The following is an 18,000-nucleotide window of genomic DNA, read 5'->3' on the forward strand; positions in this document are numbered from 1 at the left end:
GGCTTCGCCGTGGTGGCCAGCGAGGTGCGCGCCCTGGCGCAAAAGACTTCGGAAGCGGCACGCGAGATCAAGGACCTGATCGCCAACGCCACGGAGCGCGTGGAGGCCGGCAACGCGCTGGCCGAGGCCACGGGCCGCACCGTCTACCAAAGCGCGCAGGCCGTGGAGCGGGTGTTCAGCCTCATCACCGACATGAGCCGCTCCGCGCAGGAACAGGCCCAGGGCGTGGAGCTGGTCAACGCCGCCGTCAACGAGCTCGACGACGTGACGCAGCGCAACGCGGAGATGGTGGAGGAGCTGTCCTCGGCCGCGACGTCGCTGCACCGCCAGGCGGAGATGGTGGCGGACTCGGTGCGCATCTTCCGCACCGGGCTCACCAACGCGGCCACGTTCGGCCAGCCGCCCGCGCAGGAGCCCCCCGCGGCGCCCACGCGGCTGCAGGGCCGCGGCCAGGCCCAGCAGCGCATCGCGGCCTGACGCACGCAAGCGCACGCGGGCACGCCGGCACCACGGGGCCGGGCTGCCACTGCGGCGTTCGAGCCTGCACCGGCCTTTCAGCCGCCGCCGCGCTGCGTGTAGAGATCAAAGCGCTGCATGAAGCGCAGCCGCGCCGGCTCGTCCACGCCCTCGAAGGCAAAGCGCAGCCGCAGCCGCGGCACGCTCAGCAGCGCGATGCGCCGCGGCGGCAGCGCCTGCCAGCGCAGCCGCAATTGGCCGCCCCCCACCGCGACGTCGGCGCCATCGGCGCGCGGCGACACCGGGCAAGGCGCCGCCGCGCCGGGCAGCCAGTGGGACAGCTCCGCCGGGGTGCAGCCCATCTCCCGCTCGAACTCGGCGGGGCAGCTCGACATGCGCACCGGCTTCAGCCGCCCGCGATGGGCGGCCAGATGGCCAGCACGTCGCCCTCGACCAGCGCACGCGTGGCGCGCTGCTCGGCCGGGACGAAGGTGCCATTGACCAGCACCAGGTGCACCAGGTTCATGGGCAGGCCGTAGGGCTCCACGGCCTGCGCCACAGTGCTGCCCTCAGGCAGCTCCAGTTGCACGGCGTTGCCGCGGCGCGCCTCGGGAGGCAGGTACTCGGTGAGGCTGGCGTACAGCTTGAAGGTGATGTGCATGGGTCGAAATGTTGCCCGGGACCGCGGCGGCCGACCCGGCCGTCAATGCGCCTGCTGCTTGCCCAGGCCGCGCGCCTCCTGCGCCTGCGCGCAGGCCAGGTAGGCGGGGACGAGCTGCGTGGGGTCCTGCATCAGGCGCTCCTTCCACTGCGGCGTGAGCTTCACCTGGCCTTCGACCAGGCCGCGCATGGCGCCCACGTGCTGCGTCCAGCCCACGCTGTTGCAACCCACCAGCAGCTCGCCGTCGAACTGCAGGCTCAGCGCCTTGCCGCTTTCCTGGTCCACCAGCTCGGCGCTCTGGCCGCCGGGCACGCCCTGCCAGTTGCCGAAGCTCGTGGAGATCAGGCCCAGCGTGTCGAGCACGTTGATCTGCGTGACGCCGTTGAGGTAGGCCTTCTGGCCCACCATGTTGAGCGCGGCCACGCGGGCCTGCTCGGCGGCGTTGGGCTGTATGGCGCTGACGATGGTGCGGCCGCTGACGCGGTCGAACGCCTCGGCGCAGTCGCCCGCGGCATAGACGCCGGGCACGCTGGTCTGCAGGTGCTCGTCGGTGAGCACGCCCTGCAGGCACTTCACGCCACTGCCCCACAGGAAGCCGATGTTGGGCCGCACGCCGGTGGCGCTGATGACGAGGTCCGCCTCCAGCATCTCGCCGTTGGAGAGCTTCACGCGCAGTGCGGAGCCCATGGGTTCTATGGCCTGCACGCGCGCGCCGGTGTGCACGTCCACGCCCTTGGACTGCACCCACTGGCGGATCATGCCGCCGGCGGTTGGGCCCATCATGCGCGGCACCATGCGGTCGCCGGTTTCCACCACGCTGAGCTTCACGCCGCGCAGGGCCAGCGCCTCCATGATGATGCAGCCGATGAAGCCGGCACCCACCTGCACCACGCGCGCGCCGGGCTGGGCGCGCGCGGCGATGGCGCGGGCGTCCGCCAGCGTCCAGCAGGTGTGCACACCGGGGCTGTTGATGCCGGGCACGGGCGGCTGCACGGGGCTGGAGCCGGTGGCGATCAGCAGCCGGTCGTACTGGATGTCGGTGCCGTCGTCGAAGTGGACCTTGCGCGCCTTGGTGTCCACGGCCTTGGCGCGCACGCCGCGCTTGAGGTCGATGCGCAGGCGCTCGTAGTGGTCGGCGCCGTGGCGCAGGTGGGTGCCGGGCTCCTCGATGCGGCCCACCAGCAGGTAGGGAATCGCCATGCGCGAATACGGCGGCTCCACCTCGTCGCCCACCATGAGGATGCGGTCGTGCGGCGCATGCTTGCGAATGGTTTCCGCGGCAATGACGCCGGCCGGGCCGGCGCCGAGGATCAGATGAGTCAGCATGGACAGCTCCAAAAAAAGTGAAGGCGGCCCAGGACCGCCTTCATTGCCGTTCTTGTGTCAGCGATACCCGAAGGCGGGCCTTACAGGCCCAGGCGCTCCCGGGTGTCCGACTTCAGGCGACCTTCGGTGTCCCAGCCACGGATTTCGTAGTACTTGGGCAGCATCTCGGGCAGCTTGTTGACCATGCCCTTGGCCGGGCCCGTCTTGGCCGGCTCGGTCAGCAGGCGCGGAGGCAGCGTGTCGTCCTTGGCGGTGAAGCCGGCGCGGTTGTTGAAGTCGCGCTCCATGTTCCAGATGCGCTCGCCGATCTCGTTCATCTTCTCCAGCGTGAACTCCTCGCCGCAGGCGGCCGCGACTTGCGGCTGCACGTCGGCCAGCGTCCAGGCGAAGCTGGTGAAGATGCAGATGCCCGCGGCGTCGAAGGCGGCGGTGGCGTCCTGGAAGGCCTTGACCAGCTCCGGCTTGCCCTCGGCGGTCAGCGGATCGGTCTTGACGGGGATGCCCAGCACCTCGGAGGCGACCGTGTACGAGCGCAGGTGGCACGCGCCGCGGTTGCTGGTGGCGTAGGTCAGGCCCATGCCCTGGATGCCGCGGCTGTCGTAGGCCGGGAACTCCTGGCCCTTGACGCTCATGCTCAGCTCGGGATGGCCGTACTTGGCGGTCAGCCGCGCGGAGCCCAGGCCCAGCTCCTTGCCGAAGCCCACGCCCTTGGCCGTCATCTCGGCCAGCTCGCACAGCGCCTTGGCCGAGCCGAACGGGGCCTCGGTGCCGATGTGCTCGGCGGTGAGGATGCCCATCTCGTAGAGCTCCATCACGGCGCTGACGGTGGCGCCGAAGCTGATGGGGTCCATGCCCTGCTCGTTGCACAGCAAGTTGGCGTACTGCAGCGCCTCCAGGTCGTTGACGCCGTTGTTGGCGCCCAGGGCCCAGGCCGCCTCGTATTCCAGGCCGCCGGACGCGCCCCAGTACTCGGGCTTGTTCTTCACCGAGAAGTGGGTCTCGTCCATCTTGGAGATGCGCCCGCACGCGATGGTGCAGCCGAAGCAGGCCTGGTTGGTCACCAGGTGCTTCTTGCCGTCGGTGGCCCGCGGCGTGGCCATGGCTTCGGCCGAGATGTCCTTGGCGCCGTCGAACTGGATGTCGCGGTGGTTGTTGGTGGGCAGCGCGCCGATCTCGTTGATGACGTTCATCAGCACCTGGGTGCCGTAGGTCGGCAGGCCCTGGCCCGTGACGGCGTTCTCGGCCAGGATCTTCTTCTTCTCGAAGGTGACCTTCATGAACTCCTTGGGGTTGGCCACGTTGCCCACGCCCTTGGTGCCGCGCACGGCCACGGCCTTGAGGTTCTTGCTGCCCATCACGGCGCCCACGCCGGAGCGGCCGGCGGCGCGGTGCAGGTCGTTGACGATGCACGAGAACAGCACCTGGTTCTCACCGGCCAGGCCGATGGTGCTGATGCGCAGCAGCGGGTCCTGGTGCAGCTTCTTGAGCGTCTCTTCCGTCTCCCAGACGCTGTGGCCCCACAGGTGCGAGGCGTCGCGCAGCTCGGCCTTGTCGTTCTCGATGTAGAGGTACACGGGCTTGGCCGACGCACCCTCGAAGATCACCATGTCCCAGCCCGCGAACTTGAGCTCGGAGCCCCAGTAGCCGCCGGAGTTGGAGCAGGCGATGGCGCCGGTGAGCGGCCCCTTGGTGACGACGGTGTAGCGCCCACCCGTGGAGGCCATGGTGCCGGTGAGCGGGCCGGTGGCCCAGATGATCTTGTTGTCGGCCGACAGCGGGTCCACCTTGGCGTCGACTTCCTCGACGAAGTACTTGGTGGCCAGGCCGCGCGAGCCCAGATAGTCGCGCGTCCACTCCATCTTCAGCGGCTCGGACTTGACGGTGCCTTCAGTGAGGTTGACGCGAAGGATTTTTCCTGCCCAGGACATGTGCTGCTCCTCAGATTCGTTTCAGGCCGCGGTGGACGGGTTGCCGAGCTTCTCGGCCCAAGCGGCCATCTTCCCGAGGCCGGTCCAGTTGGCGTCCACGTAGGTGATGGCACCGGTGGGGCAGGCGGTGGCGCAGGCGGGGTCGCCGCCGCAGAGGTCGCACTTCTGGACCTTGCCGGTTTCCTGCACGTAGTTGATGGTGCCGAAGGGGCAGCTGATGGTGCAGACCTTGCAGCCCACGCAGGTCGTCTCGCTCACGACCTTGGCGCCCGTGAGCGCATTAATGGTGATGGCCTCCACCGGGCAGGCATGCAGGCACCAGGCCTCGTCGCACTGCGTGCAGGTGTACGGCACCTTGCGCCCCGTGTGGTGAAAGTCGAAAACCTTGATGCGCGACTTGGCCGGCGCGAAGGTGGCGTAGTTCTCGAAGCTGCACGCCATCTCGCACTGGAGACAGCCGGTGCACTTGTCCGGGTTGATGTGAAGCGACTTCTGCATGAGCTTTTCCCTTCCGTTTGGATCTCCGTCCCGCGGCCGTCGGCGCCGGGACCGGAACCCTATGCACTGCACTGCCTATGTTGAGCGCCTAAGAAATCGTCCGGCCGATACACACCAAGGAAAGCGTGTTTTTGCCGGACGGCCGGGCTTGGCAGCCCCTATGCACTTGCATACCTATGTTGCTTGCGCAAGAGGACCCCGCCTACATGGGTTAAACCCCAGAGAGGCGAGGCCTATTGCTCCAGATTGCTACACGGGGCGCCAGCTGACGTTGTGGTGCTCGAACATGGCGCCGAGCTGTCCGCCCTTGGAGAGGTCGTTGAGGGCGCCCTGCAGCGCCTGCGCGAGCTCGGTGGCGTCCTTCTTGACGGCCATGCCCACGGCCCAGCCTTCGCGCGGCGCGCGGGGGCTGGGCAGCGGCTCGATGGCAAAGCGCTCGTCGCCACGCAGCACGGCCTGCAGCTCCGACAGCAGCCCGGCGGCGGCCTGCACCTCGCCGCGCTGCAGCGACTTGGCCGCTTCCACGCCGTCCTTGAGCTTGGTGTGCAGCTGCTCCTTGTAGGCGCCGCCGTCGGCGCCTATGAGCAGCCAGCCCGCCAGCGACAGGCCCGGCACCGCCACCTGGGCCTTGCCCAGGTCGGACAGGCTCTCCAGCTTGGGCAGCGCGTCCAGGCGGCGCGCCACGGCCACGCGCTCGCGCCAGTAGGGGCCGAAGATGCTGACCTGCGGGTTCTCCTGCATCAGCGGCCGGTCCACCGGCACGTGCAGCAGCACGTCGGCGGGGCCGTAGCCCAGGTAGTGGCCCTTCCAGACCATGTTGCGCAGGTCGTCGTTCATGGCCTCGCCGGCCGGGAACGGCAGCAGCGAGAGCGTGACGCCCAGGGCCTGCGCCAGCGCTTGGGCCAGCTCCACGTCGATGCCCTTGCCCGCGTCGTGGAACGGCGGCATGTCCTCGTAGATGCCCACCACCAGCGAGCCGCGGGACTTGATCTTGTCCAGCGGCGTGGCCGACAGCGGCAGGCCCAGGCCCAGGGCGCCGGCGCCGGCCAGCGCGCGCAGCACCGCGCGGCGCCGCGGGGACTGCATGGCCTTCATGCTCACAGCGGCCGCTCGCGGCGGGTTTCCAGGTAGGCCTTGATGGACCAGATGGCTTCCTGGTTCAGCGTGCCTTCGAAGGGAGGCATGTACACGGCGCCGTTGCGGGTGCGGCCGTGGCGCACGGTGTTGATGAAGTAGTCATCGACTTCCTTGGTGCAGGAAGCCTTCTTGGCGTCGACCTTCTGCGTGGCGCACTCGTTGTCGAGCTTGCGCAGGTCCGGGGCGATGCCGCCGGAGATGGCTTCCAGGCCGTGGCAGCGCGCGCAGTTCTGGTTGTAGGCGGAGGTGCCGATCTTGATGGCCTTGTCGTTGCCGCGGAACGGGTTCTCGTCACGCCAACCCTCGCCCAGTTGCGGCAGCTCATGGGTGTCCACCGCCTGCGGCGTAACGTCGCCATGGGCCATGGCGGCACCGGCCACCAGCACGCCGGCCAGCAGGGCCAGCAGGCGTGAAGGGAAACGAGTGATGGAACGCATGTGTTTGTCTCCTGGGGGTTGTGACTCGGAACGGGCCGGACTTTTGCAAGGCCCATGCCACAAGCCGGCCGACGTGACTTTTGTCGCTCGGAGCTTGGTAAGGATTCGGGTAAGCCGGGTGGACAGCAGGGGTCGATTGCTCCAGCATTGCGCCCGCTGAAGCGTGCCTGCTCAAGAATGAAACAATGCCGCGTTGGCCTGTGACAAGCCCACAGCCCCCGCGGCCCCACAAATGGCCGTGTTCCAGAAGTACGGCCTCGGAGACGTAGCACCCATGTCGATCCACCGCAGCAGCATCGCGGCGCCGCCGGACGGTCCCGCAGCCCACGTCGACCTGATCAAGGAGTCGCACGAGCGCTGCACTGCGCTGGGCCTCACGCGCATAGAGCGGCCAGACTATGAGCCGCTCATGCGCAGCGACCTCAACGACGCGCGCGAGCGCAATCGCAAGCTGCACACGCACGCCGCGCCGGTGATGGAGCTGCTGCTGGAGCAGATCGCCGGCACGCAAAGCATGATCGTGCTCACCGATGCGCACGGCACCATCCTGCACAGCGTGGGCGACGAGGAGTTCGTCACGCGCGCGGGCAAGGTGGCGCTGTCGCCGGGCGTGAATTGGGCCGAGCACTCCAAGGGCACCAACGCCATAGGCACGGCGCTGTTCGCCGAGCGGCCCACCCTCGTGCATGCCGAAGAGCACTTCATGCACGCCAACCAGTTCCTCACCTGCTCGGCCGCGCCCATCTTCGACCCGCGCGGCAACATGCTGGGCGTGCTGGACGTCAGCGGCGACCACCGCGCCTACCACCAGCACACCATGGGGCTGGTGCGCATGTCGGCGCGCATGATCGAGAACCACTGGCTCAACGACCACTGCGCCAACCGGCTGCGGCTGCACTTCCACAGCCGCCCGGAATTCATCGGCACGCTGCTCGAAGGCATCGTGGTGGTGGGCGCGGACGGCAAGCTCCAGGGCGCCAACCGCAGCGCGCTGGACCAGCTGGGCCTCTCCGGCGTGGCGCTGCGCAACCAGACGCTCACCTCGCTGTTCGGCACCACCGTGGCCGCCCTCGTGGACCACTTCCGCAGCCCCCTGGCGCTGCCCATGAAGCTCATGCTGGCCGACGGGCGCCAGTTCCTGGCCAACGCACGCATGGATTGGGCGACCCTGGCCTTCATGCCGCCCGGGCCGCAGTCCGCGGAATCGGCGCCGCTGGTGTTGACGCCGCAGCCGCCGCAGGCCCAGCCGCAGCCGCCCGGCGCCACGCAGGTGTTCGCGCAGCCCGGCGTGGCGGCGCCGCCGCAGGCCCCCAGCGGCCCGCTGCCCACCGGGCTGGCCTACTTGCAGACCGGCGACGTGCAGATCGAGGCCGTGGTGCAGAAGGCCCGCCGCATCATCAACCGCGACATCCCGCTGCTCATCCTGGGCGAGACGGGCACGGGCAAGGAGCTGCTGGCCCATGCCGTGCACCAAGAGTCCAACCGCTCCAAGCAGCCCTTCGTGGCCGTCAACTGCGCCAGCATCCCCGAGTCGCTGATCGAGGCCGAGCTCTTCGGCTACGAGGAAGGCGCCTTCACCGGCGCGCGGCGCAAGGGGGCCACCGGCCGCATCGTGCAGGCCAACGGCGGCACGCTGTTCCTGGACGAAATCGGCGACATGCCGCTGCCGCTGCAGGCGCGGCTGCTGCGCGTGCTGCAGGAGCGCTGCGTCACGCCGCTGGGCAGCGGCAAGTCCATCGCGGTGGACATCGCCGTCATCGGCGCCACGCACCGCAACCTGCGCGAGATGATCCAGCGCGGCGAGTTCCGCGAAGACCTGTACTACCGCCTGAACGGCCTGGTGCTGCGGCTGCCGCCGCTGCGCGAGCGCAGCGACTTGTCGCTGGTGGCGCAGCGCATCCTGGCCAACGAATGCCCGCAGGGCGCGCCGCGCATCAGCGCCGAGGTGATGGCGCTGTTCCAGCGCTGCGACTGGCCGGGCAACATCCGCCAGCTCGCCAACGTGCTGCGCACCGCCGCCGTCATGGCCGCCGGCGAACCGCAGATCACGCAGGCCCATCTTTCGGACGATTTCCTGGAAGACGTGCGCCGTCTGGCGCAGCAACAGCAGGCCGCCGCGCTGGCCGCGGCGGCGGCGGCGCAGGCACAGGCACAGGCGCAGCCGGCCATGGCGCAGCCGGTGGCCATGCCGGCCGGCCCGGCGGCCGCGCCCTTTGCCGCGCCGGGCAGCGCCGTGCCGCCCGCGGCGGCCTATGCCGGCGCCGGCTACCCCGGCGGCTACCCTGCCGGCACGGTCCTGGGCAGCCTGCCGGCCACTCCCATGGCGGGCACGCCGGCTGCGGCCCTGCCGGGCCAGCCGCCCAGCGCTCGCACGCTGCACGAGCAGGAAATCACCATGATCCAGGCCGCGCTGGACGCCGCCGGCGGCAACATCTCCGAAGCCTCCAAGCGCTTGGGCATCAGCCGCAACACCATCTACCGCAAACTGCGCTGGAATCGACCGGAGAGTGACGTTTCCTGAACGCTCCAGGGTTTGCACTGTGTCAGCCTGAAGCGGCGTTGCTTCAGGCCGCCACAAACACCCTGGGCCGCAAGGCCTTTTTGGGCCGCAATCGCGATAAATAGACCACGGCACGGGTCTTGCGATTCGGCTTCAAAACCAGTCCAGGCCTGGCTCCCCCAACAGTCCCGGATCACAAGGAGACACCCCCGTGCCGATGATCAACCTCATCCGCGCCGCGCTGGCCCGCAGCGCCGCCGCATGATGAAGCTGCTGCTGCTCGGCGCCGAGGGCAGCGCCGCGCGCGCCGCCGCGCTGTCCGATGGCAGCCGCTGGGTGCTGCTCAACGCCCCGACCGACCTGGAGCGCCAACTCCAGCGCCACCCGCAACTGCAGGCGCAGCCGCTGGCGGGCGTGGTGCTCATGGACGCCCAAATGGACCATGTCGCCGGCCTGCTGGGCCTGCGCGAGGGCCCGCCGGTGGAGCTCTACGCGACGCCGGCCGTGTTCGAGACGCTGACCACGGAGCTGCCGCTGCTGCAGGTCGTGGACCGCTGCTGCGGCGTGCGCTGGCACCTGCTGCCCGTGGCCGGCGACAGCGCCGCGGCGTCCTTCCGCATCGAGGCCCTGCCCGGGCTGCGCTTCACGGCCTTTGCCGCCGGCGACGAGCATGCCCCCGGCGCCACGCTGGCCCTGGAAGTCGAGGACGTGCGCGACGGCCGCCGCCTGCTCTACTGGCCCGGCCCCTGGCCGCTGCCGCCCAACCATGGCGCCGATTGCCTGCTGCTGGGCGACTGCGGCGCGGCACGCCCCGGCGACGACGCCGCGCGCCGCGTGCTGCTGCACCCGGCCGCACCCGCGCCCGCACCCTCACTTTGCAGCCAGGGCATGGAGCTGGCCTTCGACGGCATGGAGATCGAACTTTGAGCAGCCTGCCGCTGACCTCCCCCACCACCACCTCGCTGCCGGCCGACGGCATGGCCGCGCCGCGGCTGCGCCTGGCCGGGCTGCACAAGCGCTACGGCGAGCGCGTGGCGCTCAAGTCGCTGGACCTGCAACTGGCCCCGCGCAGCTTCGTCGCGCTGCTTGGGCCCAACGGCGCAGGCAAGTCCACGCTGTTCCAGCTGCTCACGGGGCTGTTCGCGGCCGACGCGGGCACGGTGGAAATCGACGGGCTGTCCTTCGGCCGCCACACCCGCCAGGCGCTGGCGCGCATAGGCGTGGTGTTCCAGCAGATGTCGCTGGACCTGGACCTGAGCGTGAAGCGCAACCTGCAGTTCCATGCGCAACTGCACGGCCTGCCCTCGGCCCTCACGCGAGAGCGCATCGAGCAGACCGCCGAGACCTTCGGCCTCACCAAGGACATGCAGCGCGCCGTGCGCGAGCTCTCCGGCGGCAACCGGCGCAAGGTGGAACTCGCGCGCGCGCTGCTGCACCGCCCGGGGCTCATCCTGATGGACGAGCCCACCGTGGGCCTGGACCCCAAGTCGCGCCGCGACCTGCTGGCCGCCATACGCGCCGACGTGGCCGCGCGCGGCAGCACCGTGCTGTGGGCCACGCACCTGGTCGAAGAGGCCGAGGCCGCCGACCGCGTGCTGGTGCTGCACAAGGGCGTGCTGCTGGCCGACGGCACGCCGGCCGCGGTGACGCAACAACTGGGCGGCGGATCGCTCGAAGAGGCTTTCGTGAAGGCCACGGCCTGAATCCACGGCTGCGGCCGGCAGCCCAAAGCCCAACGCACCGGCGCGATCCGCCCTGACCAGCCCGCTCAAGAGGCTCCATAGGTACAAGGAGACAAGAACGTGACCAAGCTGATGCTGGCCAGCCTGATGGCGCTGGCCGCCGCGGGGGCTTCGGCCCAAACCGCCTGGGTTTCCAGCGAGAAGGACCATGCCATCACGCTGGTGGACCTGCAGACGCAGGCCGTTGCCGGCGTCATCAACACCTGCAAGCGCCCGCGCCACATGCAGCTCGCGCCGGGCGGCAAGCGGCTGTATGTGGCCTGCGGCGACTCCAGCGAGGCCGACATCATCGACGTGGCCACGCGCAAGTCCGTCGCCCGCATTCCCTTGGGCGACGACCCCGAGGCCTTCGACTTCTCGGCCGACGGCAAGGCGCTGTACGTGTCGGCGGAGGACGAGGGCGAGCTGCAGACCCTGGACGCGGCCACCGGCAAGAAGATCGCCGCCGTGCCCGTGGGCAAGGAGCCCGAGGGCGTGAAGACCTCGCCGGACGGCAAGCTGGTGTATGTGACCTCCGAGGTGGCCAACATGGTCCACGTCATCGATGCGGCCAGCGGCAAGCTCGTCAAGAACATTGCCGTGGGCAAGCGCCCGCGCCGCATGGCCTTCAGCCCCGACGGGGCGCAACTGTGGGTGAGCAACGAGCTCGGCGCCTCGCTCAGCGTCATCAACACCAAGGACCACAGCGTGCTCGCCACCGTGCCGCTGGAGCTCAAGGGCGCGCGCGCCGAGGACATCACGCCCGTGGGCGTGGCCATGGCGCGCGACGGCAAGACGCTCTTCGTCGGCATGGGCCGCGCCAACCACGTCGGCTTCGTGGACGTGGCCAGCCGCAAGCTGGTCAAGACGGTGCTGGTGGGCCGCCGCGCCTGGCACGTGGCCACCACCAAGGACGACAGCCGCCTGGTCGTCACCAACGGCCTGAGCGACGACGTGACCATCGTGGACGTGGCCGGCGCCAAGGCGCTCAAGAGCGTGCCCGTGGGCCGCGTGCCCTACATGTCGGTGATCGTCGAATGAGGTTGCGCCCGCCCCTTTCCCTGCTGGCCGCCGCCGCGGCGCTGCTGGCCGCCGCCACCGCGCAGGCCGCGCCGTACAAGGTCACGCTGCTGGTGCGCGCCGACGACGCCCGCCTGGAGCGCAACCGCGTCGAGCGCGCCTACCTGGGCCACCCGGGCGGGCCGGCCGGCGACGGCCTGGGCGTCGCCCTCAAGGAAGCCGCCTTCGAGCTCGACGCCGCGGGCACCGCCATCACCGTGGACACCGTGCCGGTGGCCGATGCCGCCGCCGCCCGCGCCGCGGCGCAGAAGGCGGAAAAAGCCGGCGCCGCCGTGCTGCTGACCGACCTGGACGCCGCAGCGACGCTGGCCGTGGCCGACGCCGTGCAGCGCCCCGTGCTCAACCTGGGCGCGGCCGACGACCGGCTGCGCGGCCCCGACTGCCGGCCCAAGCTCCTGCACCTGGCGCCCAGCGAGCGCATGCGCGCCGACGCCCTGGCGCAGACCCTGGCCGCGCGCAAGTGGCCGCAGGTGCTGCTGCTCACCGGCCCCTCGCCGCTGGACGCCGAGCGCAGCGCCGTGGCGCAGGCCGCCATCAAGCGCTACGGCCTGAAGCTCGCGGCGGTGAAGCCCTTCAAGCTCTCGGCCGACCCGCGCGAGCGCAACCTGGCCAACCCGCTGCTGCTCACCGGCGGCGTCGCCTACGACGCCGTGTGGGTGGTGGACAGCGACGGCGAGTTCGCCCGCACGCTGCCCTACCGCACCGCGCTGCCGCGCCCCGTGGTGGGCGACGGCGGCCTGGTGCCCGTGGCCTGGCATGCGCAGTTCGAGCGCTTCGGCGCGCCGCAGGTCTCGCGCCGCTTCCAGAAGGCCGCCAACCGGCCCATGACGGGCGCCGATTGGGCGGCCTGGATGGCGGGCAAAGCCCTGGTGGCCGCGGCCGTGGCCGCCCCCAAGGGGCCGCAGGCCAACTTCGAGAAGGCGCTGGCCGAGGGCAGCGTGGACGGCTCCAAGGGCGTGGTGATGAGCTTTCGCCCCTGGGACGGCCAGTTGCGCCAGCCGCTGCTGCTCACCGACGGGCAGGGCGTGATCTCCACCGCGCCGATCGAAGGCGTGCTCCATCCCAAGAACGTGCTCGACACCCTGGGTGCCGATGCTCCGGAGAAGCTGTGCAAAGTCCGACCCTGACCTCCGCAGGCCGCGAGCGCTTGGGCGTGGTGGCGCACGCGCTGCTGGCCATGCGCGCCATCGTGTGGCGCGAGCTCTTGAAATTCTCCCGGCAGTCCGGGCGCCTGGTGTCGGCGCTGGTGCGGCCGCTGCTGTGGCTGGCGGTGTTCGCCGCGGGCTTTCGCAACGTGTTCGGCGTGGCGGTGGTCGAGCCCTACGACAGCTATATCCCCTACGACGTCTACATCGCGCCGGGCCTGGTGGGCATGGTGCTGCTGTTCAACGGCATGCAGTCCAGCCTGGCCATGGTCTACGACCGCGAGATGGGCCTGATGCGGCTGCTGCTGACCGCGCCGCTGCCGCGGCCGTGGATCCTGCTGTCCAAGCTCATGGCCACGGCCGTGCTGTCGCTGGCGCAGGCGGCGGCCTTCGTCATCGTCGCGGCACTGCTGGGCACGGAATTGCCGGTGCTGGAGCATCTGGGGCCCGTGCTGCTGGCGGCGGTGTGCGGCGCGCTGATGCTGGGCGCCCTGGGCCTGCTGCTGTCGGTGCACATCAAGCAGCTGGAGAACTTCGCCGGGACGATGAACTTCGTCATCTTCCCCATGTACTTCATGTCCACGGCGCTGTACCCGCTGTGGAAGCTGGAGGAGTCCGGCGCCGAGTGGGTGTACCAGATCGCCCGCTTCAACCCGTTCACGCACGCGGTGGAGTGGATGCGCTTTGCGGTGTACGGCAAGGACGCGGGCATCTCGCCCTGGATCGTCCTGGGCACGCTGGCCCTGTGCTTCCTGGTCGCGAGCTGGGGCTATGACCCGCAGCGCGGCTTCGGCGCCCTGACCAAGCGCGGGTGAGCGAGCGTGGCCGTGCGCATCCCCTTCCTCTCCGGCCTGGCCGCCCCGCGCCGCGGCGGCGCCAGGGCCGACGCCGCCACGTCGGTGGAGCCGCTGGCCTTCGAGTGGCTGGCGCTGGCCGGGCTGCTGGCCTTCGCCACCTGGCTGCTGGGCGTGCGCGGCGTGTGGGCGCTGCTGCTGTCGGCCGACCCGACCGGGCTGACGCTCGTGATCATCGCGGTGTTCTTCACCGCGTCGCTGTGGTGCGGCACGCGCACCCGCGTGCTGCAGCGCGAGCGCGCGGCGCTGGCGCAGGGCCCGCGCGGCGCGGGCTGGGCGGCGGAGTACCTGCAGGCGCTGCGCTCCCAACCCACGGACAGCGGCGCACCCATGGACTTGCTGCTGGAGCGCACGCACGGCCCGCACGGCACGGCGTGGTGGGTCAACGGCATACAGCTCAAGCTGGGCCTGCTGGGCAAGGTGATCGGCTTTTCCATCCTGGCGCTGCAGATCGGCAAGCTGCAGAACTTCGACCCGACGCAGTCGCAGGAGCTGCTGCGCCAGCTCACCACGGGCCTGGGCGTGGCGCTGCTCACGACCATGGTGGGCCTGGTGGGCAACATCCTGCTGGGCCTGCAGCTCACGCGGCTGGACCGCTACGCCGACGCGCTGGTGGCCGACGTCCAGCGCGCGGGCCTGGCCCAGGGCGACACCGGCGCCGCCACGGCCCGGCAGTAAGGCCCCGCCATGCGCAGCCGCCGCCGCACGGCCCGCGAAGCCGAGGTCGACCCCTTCTATGACATGTTGTTCAACATGCTCATCGCCTTCGTCTTCTGCTTCATCGTGGCGCTGCTGGCGATGAACCCGAAGGCGCTCAAGACGGGCGACATCCCGGCCAAGGCCGAATTCATCATCAACGTGTCCTGGCCGGACATGGACCCCAACGACATCGACACCTGGGTGCAGGACCCGGCCGGCGAGATGGTGTGGTTCCGCGCCCGCGAGGCCGGGCTCATGCACCTGGACCGTGACGACCGCGGCATGTCCAACGACGTGGTCATCGTCAACGGCAAGCAGGTGGTCAACCCGCTCAACCAGGAAGTGGTGACGCTGCGCGGCATAGAGCCCGGCGAGTTCACCGTCAACGTCCACTACTACGAGTCCAAGAACGGCAAGCCGGTGGAAGTGACCGTCTCCGTCATCAAGGTCAATCCCCGTGCCGACGTGGTGTTCTACGGACAGGTCCAGCTCGCCCGCAAGGGCGACGAGGCCACGGCCGTGCGCTTCACCGTGACCCCAGACGGCAACGTCTCCAACGTGAACACCCTGCCCAAGACCCTGGTCCAACGGATATGACGCTCGCCCTGATTCTTTCCCTCGTGGTGCTGGTGCTGCTGTGCACGCTGGCGCTGGTGTGGTCGCGCTGGCCCGCCTGGCTCAAGGGGCTGCTGGTGGCGGCGGTGACGGTCTTCTACTTCTTCGCCGACGACACGGCCCACGGCCTGGCGGGCTGGCCCAACGCGGACCCCCTGCCGGAGAAATTCGTGCTGCTGGCCGCCGTGATCGAGGAGCCGGGCAAGACCACGCCCGGCGCGCTGTACGTGTGGGTCAACGCGCTGGACAACGGCAAGCCCGCACGCCAGCCGCGCGCCTACAAGCTGGCCTACGCCAAGGACCTGCACGCGCTGCTGGACGAGGGCATGAAGAAGGTGCGCCAGGGCGTGAGCCAGATCGGCAGCGCCGAGCCGCGCGCGGGCAAGGGCGGCGTGTCGTGGCTGCGCCCGGGCAGCGACGAGCAGCGCATCACCATCCGCGACATTCCCGCACCGCAACTGCCGGAGAAGTGATGCGCGCGCCAGCCCCCTCCTCCAACGCCTTGCACGCCGCGCTGGCCGCTGCCGCGCTGGCGCTGCTGGCCGGCTGCGGCGCGCGCTCGCCCGGGGCCGACCTCTTCCCGCTGGAATCCGGCCACCGCTGGACCTACGAAGTGCGCACCGACTGGGAAGACCAGCGCGTGGAGCGCGAAACGCGCGTCTTCGAATCCCTGGGCCGCGACGACACCCTGGCCAGCGGCCAGGCCTGGCTGCGCCGCAGCGACGCCGGCATGGACTACTGGCTGCGCACCGACGAGTCGGGCATCTACCGCGTGGCCAGCCGCAGCCTGGTGCAGGCCGAGCCGCAGGACGACGACACGCGCCGCTACGTGCTCAAGGCGCCGCTGGCGGTGGGCACGCAGTGGGCGGCCTCCACCGTGGCCTACCTGCTGCAGCGCCGCCAGGGCTTTCCCGCCGAGGTGCGCCACGGCGTGGCCCCGGTGCTCATGAACTACGCCATCGAGGCGACGGGCCAGGCCGTGGACACGCGCGCCGGGCATTTCGAGGGCTGCCTGCGCGTCGGGGGCAAGGCGGCCTTGAAGCTCTTTGCCGATCCGGTCAGCGGCTGGAAGGACCTGCCGCTGCTCACCACCGAGTGGTACTGCCCCGCAGTGGGCCTGGTGAAACTGCAGCGTGAGGAGAGCGCGGGCTCGCCCATGCTGCTCGGCGGCACCCTGACCATGGAGCTGTTGTCATGGCAATGAATCAAGATTCCACCGGCCGCCGCGGAGCCCTGCGCCGCATCGCCGGCACGCTGCTTGGGCCCATGGCCGGCGCGGCCAGTGCCGCCGTGCTGGCGCAGCCGCCGGACCGCTTTCCCAGCCGCCCGGTGACGCTGTGGGTGCCTTGGGCCGCCGGCGGCGCCACGGACCTGACCATGCGGCTGCTGGCCGAGCTGGCCGGCCGCCAGCTTGGGCAGAAGGTGCTGACAGAAAACCGCGGCGGCGCCGGCGGCACCCTGGCCATGCCGGTGCTGCAGCAGGCCCAGCCGGACGGCTACACCATCGCCCAACTGCCGCAGCCGGTGTTCCGCGCGCCCTGGATACAAAAGGTCGCCTGGGACCCGATACGCGACACCACGCCCATCATCCAGGTCAGCGGCGTGACCTTCGGCATCGTGGTGCCCGCCAACAGCCCCTTCCGTTCGCTGGAAGACCTGTTCACCTGGGGCCACGCGCACCCGGGCGAGCTGACCATCGCCACCAACGGCACGGGCACCACGCCGCACCTGGTGATGGACGACCTCTGCGGCCAGCGCGGCGTGCAGTGGGTGCACGTGCCTTACAAGGGCGTGGCCGAGCAGATGATTGCCGTCTCTTCGGGGCAGCTCATGGCGGGCGTGACCTCCAACGGCTTCGCTCCCTTCGTGGACGGCGGCAAGCTGCGCCTGCTGGCCACCTTCGGCGAGCACCGCACGCGGCGCTGGCCGCAGGTGCCCACGCTCAAGGAGCTGGGCTACGGCATCGTGGCCATGTCGCCCTACGGGCTGGCCGGGCCGCGCGGCCTGCCCAGGCCCGTGGTGCAGGTGCTGCACGACGCGTTCAAGGCTGCCATGTTCGACCCGCAGCACGTCGCGGAGCTGGCCAAGTACGACCAGGAGCTGGCCTACCTGGGCCCCGAGGACTACGCGCGCAGCATGCGCGAGACCTACGCCGCCGAGCGGCGCGCCGTGGAGAAGCTGGGCCTGGCCAAGGGCAGTTGAGCCAGGCCGGGCGGCCTGGGCGGGCCGCCGGGACGCATCAGCGCTTGAGCCGGACCAGGGCAATGCCCAGCAGCCCCGCGAGCATCAGCGGCAGGCCGCCCGGCTCCGGGACAGGGTTGGTGCGCAGATCGAGCACCAGTTGCTGGCCTTCCTCGAAGTTCAGCCCCTTCCAGTTCACGGTGATGGCGTTGGCGTTGAAGCTCAACTGCACCGGGCTGAAGTCGGCCAGCGTCGTGGCGGCCATGTCCACGCTGACGGCGCTGAAGGCGTCCACCTGCCCCAGCACGTCGGACAGCACCCAGCCGTTGAACTGGAAGGGTCCTGCCGAGTCGCCCAAGCCAAAGGCGTTGGTGTAGCGAAAGCGGATGACGATGCGGTCATCCGAGATGTCCATGGTGGCGGCCCCGTCGGCCACGTCGGCGACTTCCACGCCCGCGCCCACCAGGTAGTCGCCGTTGCCGCCCGTGGGGTACGGGCTGCTGGAGATCGTGCCGACGCGGTACTCCAGGCGGATCTGGCTGCCCGTCAGCGGACTGGCCCAGGCGCTTGCCGCGGTCACCAGGGCCAGTGCCGGCACCAGCAAAGACTTCTTCACGACGCCCTCCCACGTTCATGTAGTTGTGAAAAGCCATCATGCATAACTCACAAAAGCTTTCACACATCCACACGAATGGGGATTTTCGCCCAGGACCCAAGTCCCATGGTCCCATGGGGCAGCGGCGCCCTACCGCCGCCGGGACT

General features: G+C 70.2%; 20 protein-coding genes. 12 read left to right on the forward strand and 8 right to left on the reverse strand.

The window, feature by feature from the left end; translation table 11 throughout:
• Positions 1-477 (forward strand): methyl-accepting chemotaxis protein (locus tag ALA01S_RS26345; protein ID WP_238455957.1); only part of this gene is annotated, 477 nt, incomplete at its 5' end.
• 77 nt (positions 478-554) lie between these two features.
• Here the strand turns inward: ALA01S_RS26345 and ALA01S_RS26350 are convergent.
• From ALA01S_RS26350 to pedF, 7 genes are all read right to left on the reverse strand, one after another.
• Positions 555-851, reverse strand: a complete 297-nt coding sequence (locus tag ALA01S_RS26350) for a hypothetical protein (protein WP_066342273.1) — start codon at positions 849-851, stop codon at positions 555-557.
• 11 nt (positions 852-862) lie between these two features.
• Positions 863-1,117: a sulfur carrier protein ThiS gene (gene thiS / locus ALA01S_RS26355; RefSeq protein ID WP_066342274.1), complete on the reverse strand. Its 255-nt coding sequence runs from the start codon at positions 1,115-1,117 to the stop codon at positions 863-865.
• 42 nt (positions 1,118-1,159) lie between these two features.
• Complete coding sequence (locus tag ALA01S_RS26360; RefSeq protein ID WP_066342287.1) at positions 1,160-2,443, reverse strand: NAD(P)/FAD-dependent oxidoreductase; 1,284 nt, start codon at positions 2,441-2,443, stop codon at positions 1,160-1,162.
• A gap of 80 nt (positions 2,444-2,523) precedes the next feature.
• The gene (locus tag ALA01S_RS26365) at positions 2,524-4,371 is read right to left on the reverse strand and encodes an aldehyde ferredoxin oxidoreductase family protein (RefSeq protein WP_066342275.1); all 1,848 of its coding nucleotides are present in this window, start codon (positions 4,369-4,371) and stop codon (positions 2,524-2,526) included.
• 21 nt (positions 4,372-4,392) lie between these two features.
• Positions 4,393-4,869, reverse strand: coding sequence for a 4Fe-4S dicluster domain-containing protein (locus ALA01S_RS26370; protein ID WP_066342276.1), 477 nt, complete (start codon positions 4,867-4,869; stop codon positions 4,393-4,395).
• A gap of 249 nt (positions 4,870-5,118) precedes the next feature.
• A complete protein-coding gene (locus ALA01S_RS26375; protein ID WP_174548662.1) occupies positions 5,119-5,955 on the reverse strand; it encodes a substrate-binding periplasmic protein in 837 nt (278 codons plus the stop codon).
• An 11-nt stretch (positions 5,956-5,966) separates the two neighbouring features.
• The gene (gene pedF / locus ALA01S_RS26380) at positions 5,967-6,443 is read right to left on the reverse strand and encodes a cytochrome c-550 PedF (protein WP_066342278.1); all 477 of its coding nucleotides are present in this window, start codon (positions 6,441-6,443) and stop codon (positions 5,967-5,969) included.
• 274 nt (positions 6,444-6,717) lie between these two features.
• Here pedF and ALA01S_RS26385 point away from each other — a divergent pair, with 274 nt between their 5' ends.
• From ALA01S_RS26385 to ALA01S_RS26435, 11 genes are all read left to right on the forward strand, one after another.
• Positions 6,718-8,964 carry a sigma-54-dependent Fis family transcriptional regulator gene (locus ALA01S_RS26385; protein WP_066342279.1) on the forward strand — a complete coding sequence of 749 codons (2,247 nt, stop codon included), beginning with the start codon at positions 6,718-6,720 and terminating at the stop codon, positions 8,962-8,964.
• 240 nt (positions 8,965-9,204) lie between these two features.
• Positions 9,205-9,870, forward strand: a complete 666-nt coding sequence (locus tag ALA01S_RS26390) for an MBL fold metallo-hydrolase (protein ID WP_066342280.1) — start codon at positions 9,205-9,207, stop codon at positions 9,868-9,870.
• Positions 9,871-9,920: 50 nt separating this feature from the next.
• Positions 9,921-10,646 carry a lanthanide ABC transporter ATP-binding protein PedB/LutE gene (gene pedB / locus ALA01S_RS26395; RefSeq protein ID WP_066342288.1) on the forward strand — a complete coding sequence of 242 codons (726 nt, stop codon included), beginning with the start codon at positions 9,921-9,923 and terminating at the stop codon, positions 10,644-10,646.
• Between the two features lie 111 nt (positions 10,647-10,757).
• Positions 10,758-11,705: a PQQ-dependent catabolism-associated beta-propeller protein gene (locus ALA01S_RS26400; RefSeq protein WP_066342289.1), complete on the forward strand. Its 948-nt coding sequence runs from the start codon at positions 10,758-10,760 to the stop codon at positions 11,703-11,705.
• Positions 11,702-12,871: a type 1 periplasmic-binding domain-containing protein gene (locus ALA01S_RS26405; RefSeq protein WP_066342281.1), complete on the forward strand. Its 1,170-nt coding sequence runs from the start codon at positions 11,702-11,704 to the stop codon at positions 12,869-12,871. Before ALA01S_RS26400 ends, ALA01S_RS26405 begins: the two co-directional genes overlap by 4 nt.
• A gap of 50 nt (positions 12,872-12,921) precedes the next feature.
• Positions 12,922-13,704, forward strand: a complete 783-nt coding sequence (pedC, locus tag ALA01S_RS26410) for a lanthanide ABC transporter permease protein PedC (RefSeq protein ID WP_066342290.1) — start codon at positions 12,922-12,924, stop codon at positions 13,702-13,704.
• Positions 13,705-13,710: 6 nt separating this feature from the next.
• Entirely contained in the window at positions 13,711-14,421 is a 711-nt protein-coding gene (locus ALA01S_RS26415; protein WP_238455958.1) for a MotA/TolQ/ExbB proton channel family protein, read from the forward strand.
• 9 nt (positions 14,422-14,430) lie between these two features.
• Positions 14,431-15,039 (forward strand): DUF2135 domain-containing protein, encoded by a 609-nt coding sequence (locus ALA01S_RS26420; protein ID WP_066342282.1) that lies wholly within the window; start codon positions 14,431-14,433, stop codon positions 15,037-15,039.
• The gene (locus ALA01S_RS26425; protein ID WP_066342283.1) at positions 15,036-15,530 is read left to right on the forward strand and encodes a hypothetical protein; all 495 of its coding nucleotides are present in this window, start codon (positions 15,036-15,038) and stop codon (positions 15,528-15,530) included. Before ALA01S_RS26420 ends, ALA01S_RS26425 begins: the two co-directional genes overlap by 4 nt.
• Positions 15,530-16,261: a hypothetical protein gene (locus tag ALA01S_RS26430; protein WP_066342284.1), complete on the forward strand. Its 732-nt coding sequence runs from the start codon at positions 15,530-15,532 to the stop codon at positions 16,259-16,261. The genes ALA01S_RS26425 and ALA01S_RS26430 overlap by 1 nt, the downstream gene beginning before the upstream one ends.
• On the forward strand, positions 16,252-17,259 hold the full coding sequence (locus ALA01S_RS26435) for a tripartite tricarboxylate transporter substrate binding protein (protein WP_066342285.1): 1,008 nt from the start codon (positions 16,252-16,254) through the stop codon (positions 17,257-17,259). The genes ALA01S_RS26430 and ALA01S_RS26435 overlap by 10 nt, the downstream gene beginning before the upstream one ends.
• A 37-nt stretch (positions 17,260-17,296) precedes the next feature.
• Here ALA01S_RS26435 and ALA01S_RS26440 read toward each other — a convergent pair whose 3' ends face one another.
• Positions 17,297-17,854, reverse strand: coding sequence for a PEP-CTERM sorting domain-containing protein (locus ALA01S_RS26440; protein WP_066342286.1), 558 nt, complete (start codon positions 17,852-17,854; stop codon positions 17,297-17,299).
• Between the last annotated feature and the right edge of the window lie 146 nt (positions 17,855-18,000).

Origin of the sequence: Azohydromonas lata NBRC 102462 (assembly GCF_001571085.1) — a bacterium.
GTDB lineage: Bacteria > Pseudomonadota > Gammaproteobacteria > Burkholderiales > Burkholderiaceae_C > Azohydromonas > Azohydromonas lata.

Coding starts and splice junctions, on each gene's coding strand:
- ALA01S_RS26350 (WP_066342273.1), bottom strand. CDS start 851: ATGTCGAGCTGCCCCGCCGAGTTCGAGCGGGAGATGGGCTGCACCCCG.
- thiS (WP_066342274.1), bottom strand. CDS start 1,117: ATGCACATCACCTTCAAGCTGTACGCCAGCCTCACCGAGTACCTGCCT.
- ALA01S_RS26360 (WP_066342287.1), bottom strand. CDS start 2,443: ATGCTGACTCATCTGATCCTCGGCGCCGGCCCGGCCGGCGTCATTGCC.
- ALA01S_RS26365 (WP_066342275.1), bottom strand. CDS start 4,371: ATGTCCTGGGCAGGAAAAATCCTTCGCGTCAACCTCACTGAAGGCACC.
- ALA01S_RS26370 (WP_066342276.1), bottom strand. CDS start 4,869: ATGCAGAAGTCGCTTCACATCAACCCGGACAAGTGCACCGGCTGTCTC.
- ALA01S_RS26375 (WP_174548662.1), bottom strand. CDS start 5,955: ATGCAGTCCCCGCGGCGCCGCGCGGTGCTGCGCGCGCTGGCCGGCGCC.
- pedF (WP_066342278.1), bottom strand. CDS start 6,443: ATGCGTTCCATCACTCGTTTCCCTTCACGCCTGCTGGCCCTGCTGGCC.
- ALA01S_RS26385 (WP_066342279.1), top strand. CDS start 6,718: ATGTCGATCCACCGCAGCAGCATCGCGGCGCCGCCGGACGGTCCCGCA.
- ALA01S_RS26390 (WP_066342280.1), top strand. CDS start 9,205: ATGATGAAGCTGCTGCTGCTCGGCGCCGAGGGCAGCGCCGCGCGCGCC.
- pedB (WP_066342288.1), top strand. CDS start 9,921: ATGGCCGCGCCGCGGCTGCGCCTGGCCGGGCTGCACAAGCGCTACGGC.
- ALA01S_RS26400 (WP_066342289.1), top strand. CDS start 10,758: ATGCTGGCCAGCCTGATGGCGCTGGCCGCCGCGGGGGCTTCGGCCCAA.
- ALA01S_RS26405 (WP_066342281.1), top strand. CDS start 11,702: ATGAGGTTGCGCCCGCCCCTTTCCCTGCTGGCCGCCGCCGCGGCGCTG.
- pedC (WP_066342290.1), top strand. CDS start 12,922: ATGCGCGCCATCGTGTGGCGCGAGCTCTTGAAATTCTCCCGGCAGTCC.
- ALA01S_RS26420 (WP_066342282.1), top strand. CDS start 14,431: ATGCGCAGCCGCCGCCGCACGGCCCGCGAAGCCGAGGTCGACCCCTTC.
- ALA01S_RS26425 (WP_066342283.1), top strand. CDS start 15,036: ATGACGCTCGCCCTGATTCTTTCCCTCGTGGTGCTGGTGCTGCTGTGC.
- ALA01S_RS26430 (WP_066342284.1), top strand. CDS start 15,530: ATGCGCGCGCCAGCCCCCTCCTCCAACGCCTTGCACGCCGCGCTGGCC.
- ALA01S_RS26435 (WP_066342285.1), top strand. CDS start 16,252: ATGGCAATGAATCAAGATTCCACCGGCCGCCGCGGAGCCCTGCGCCGC.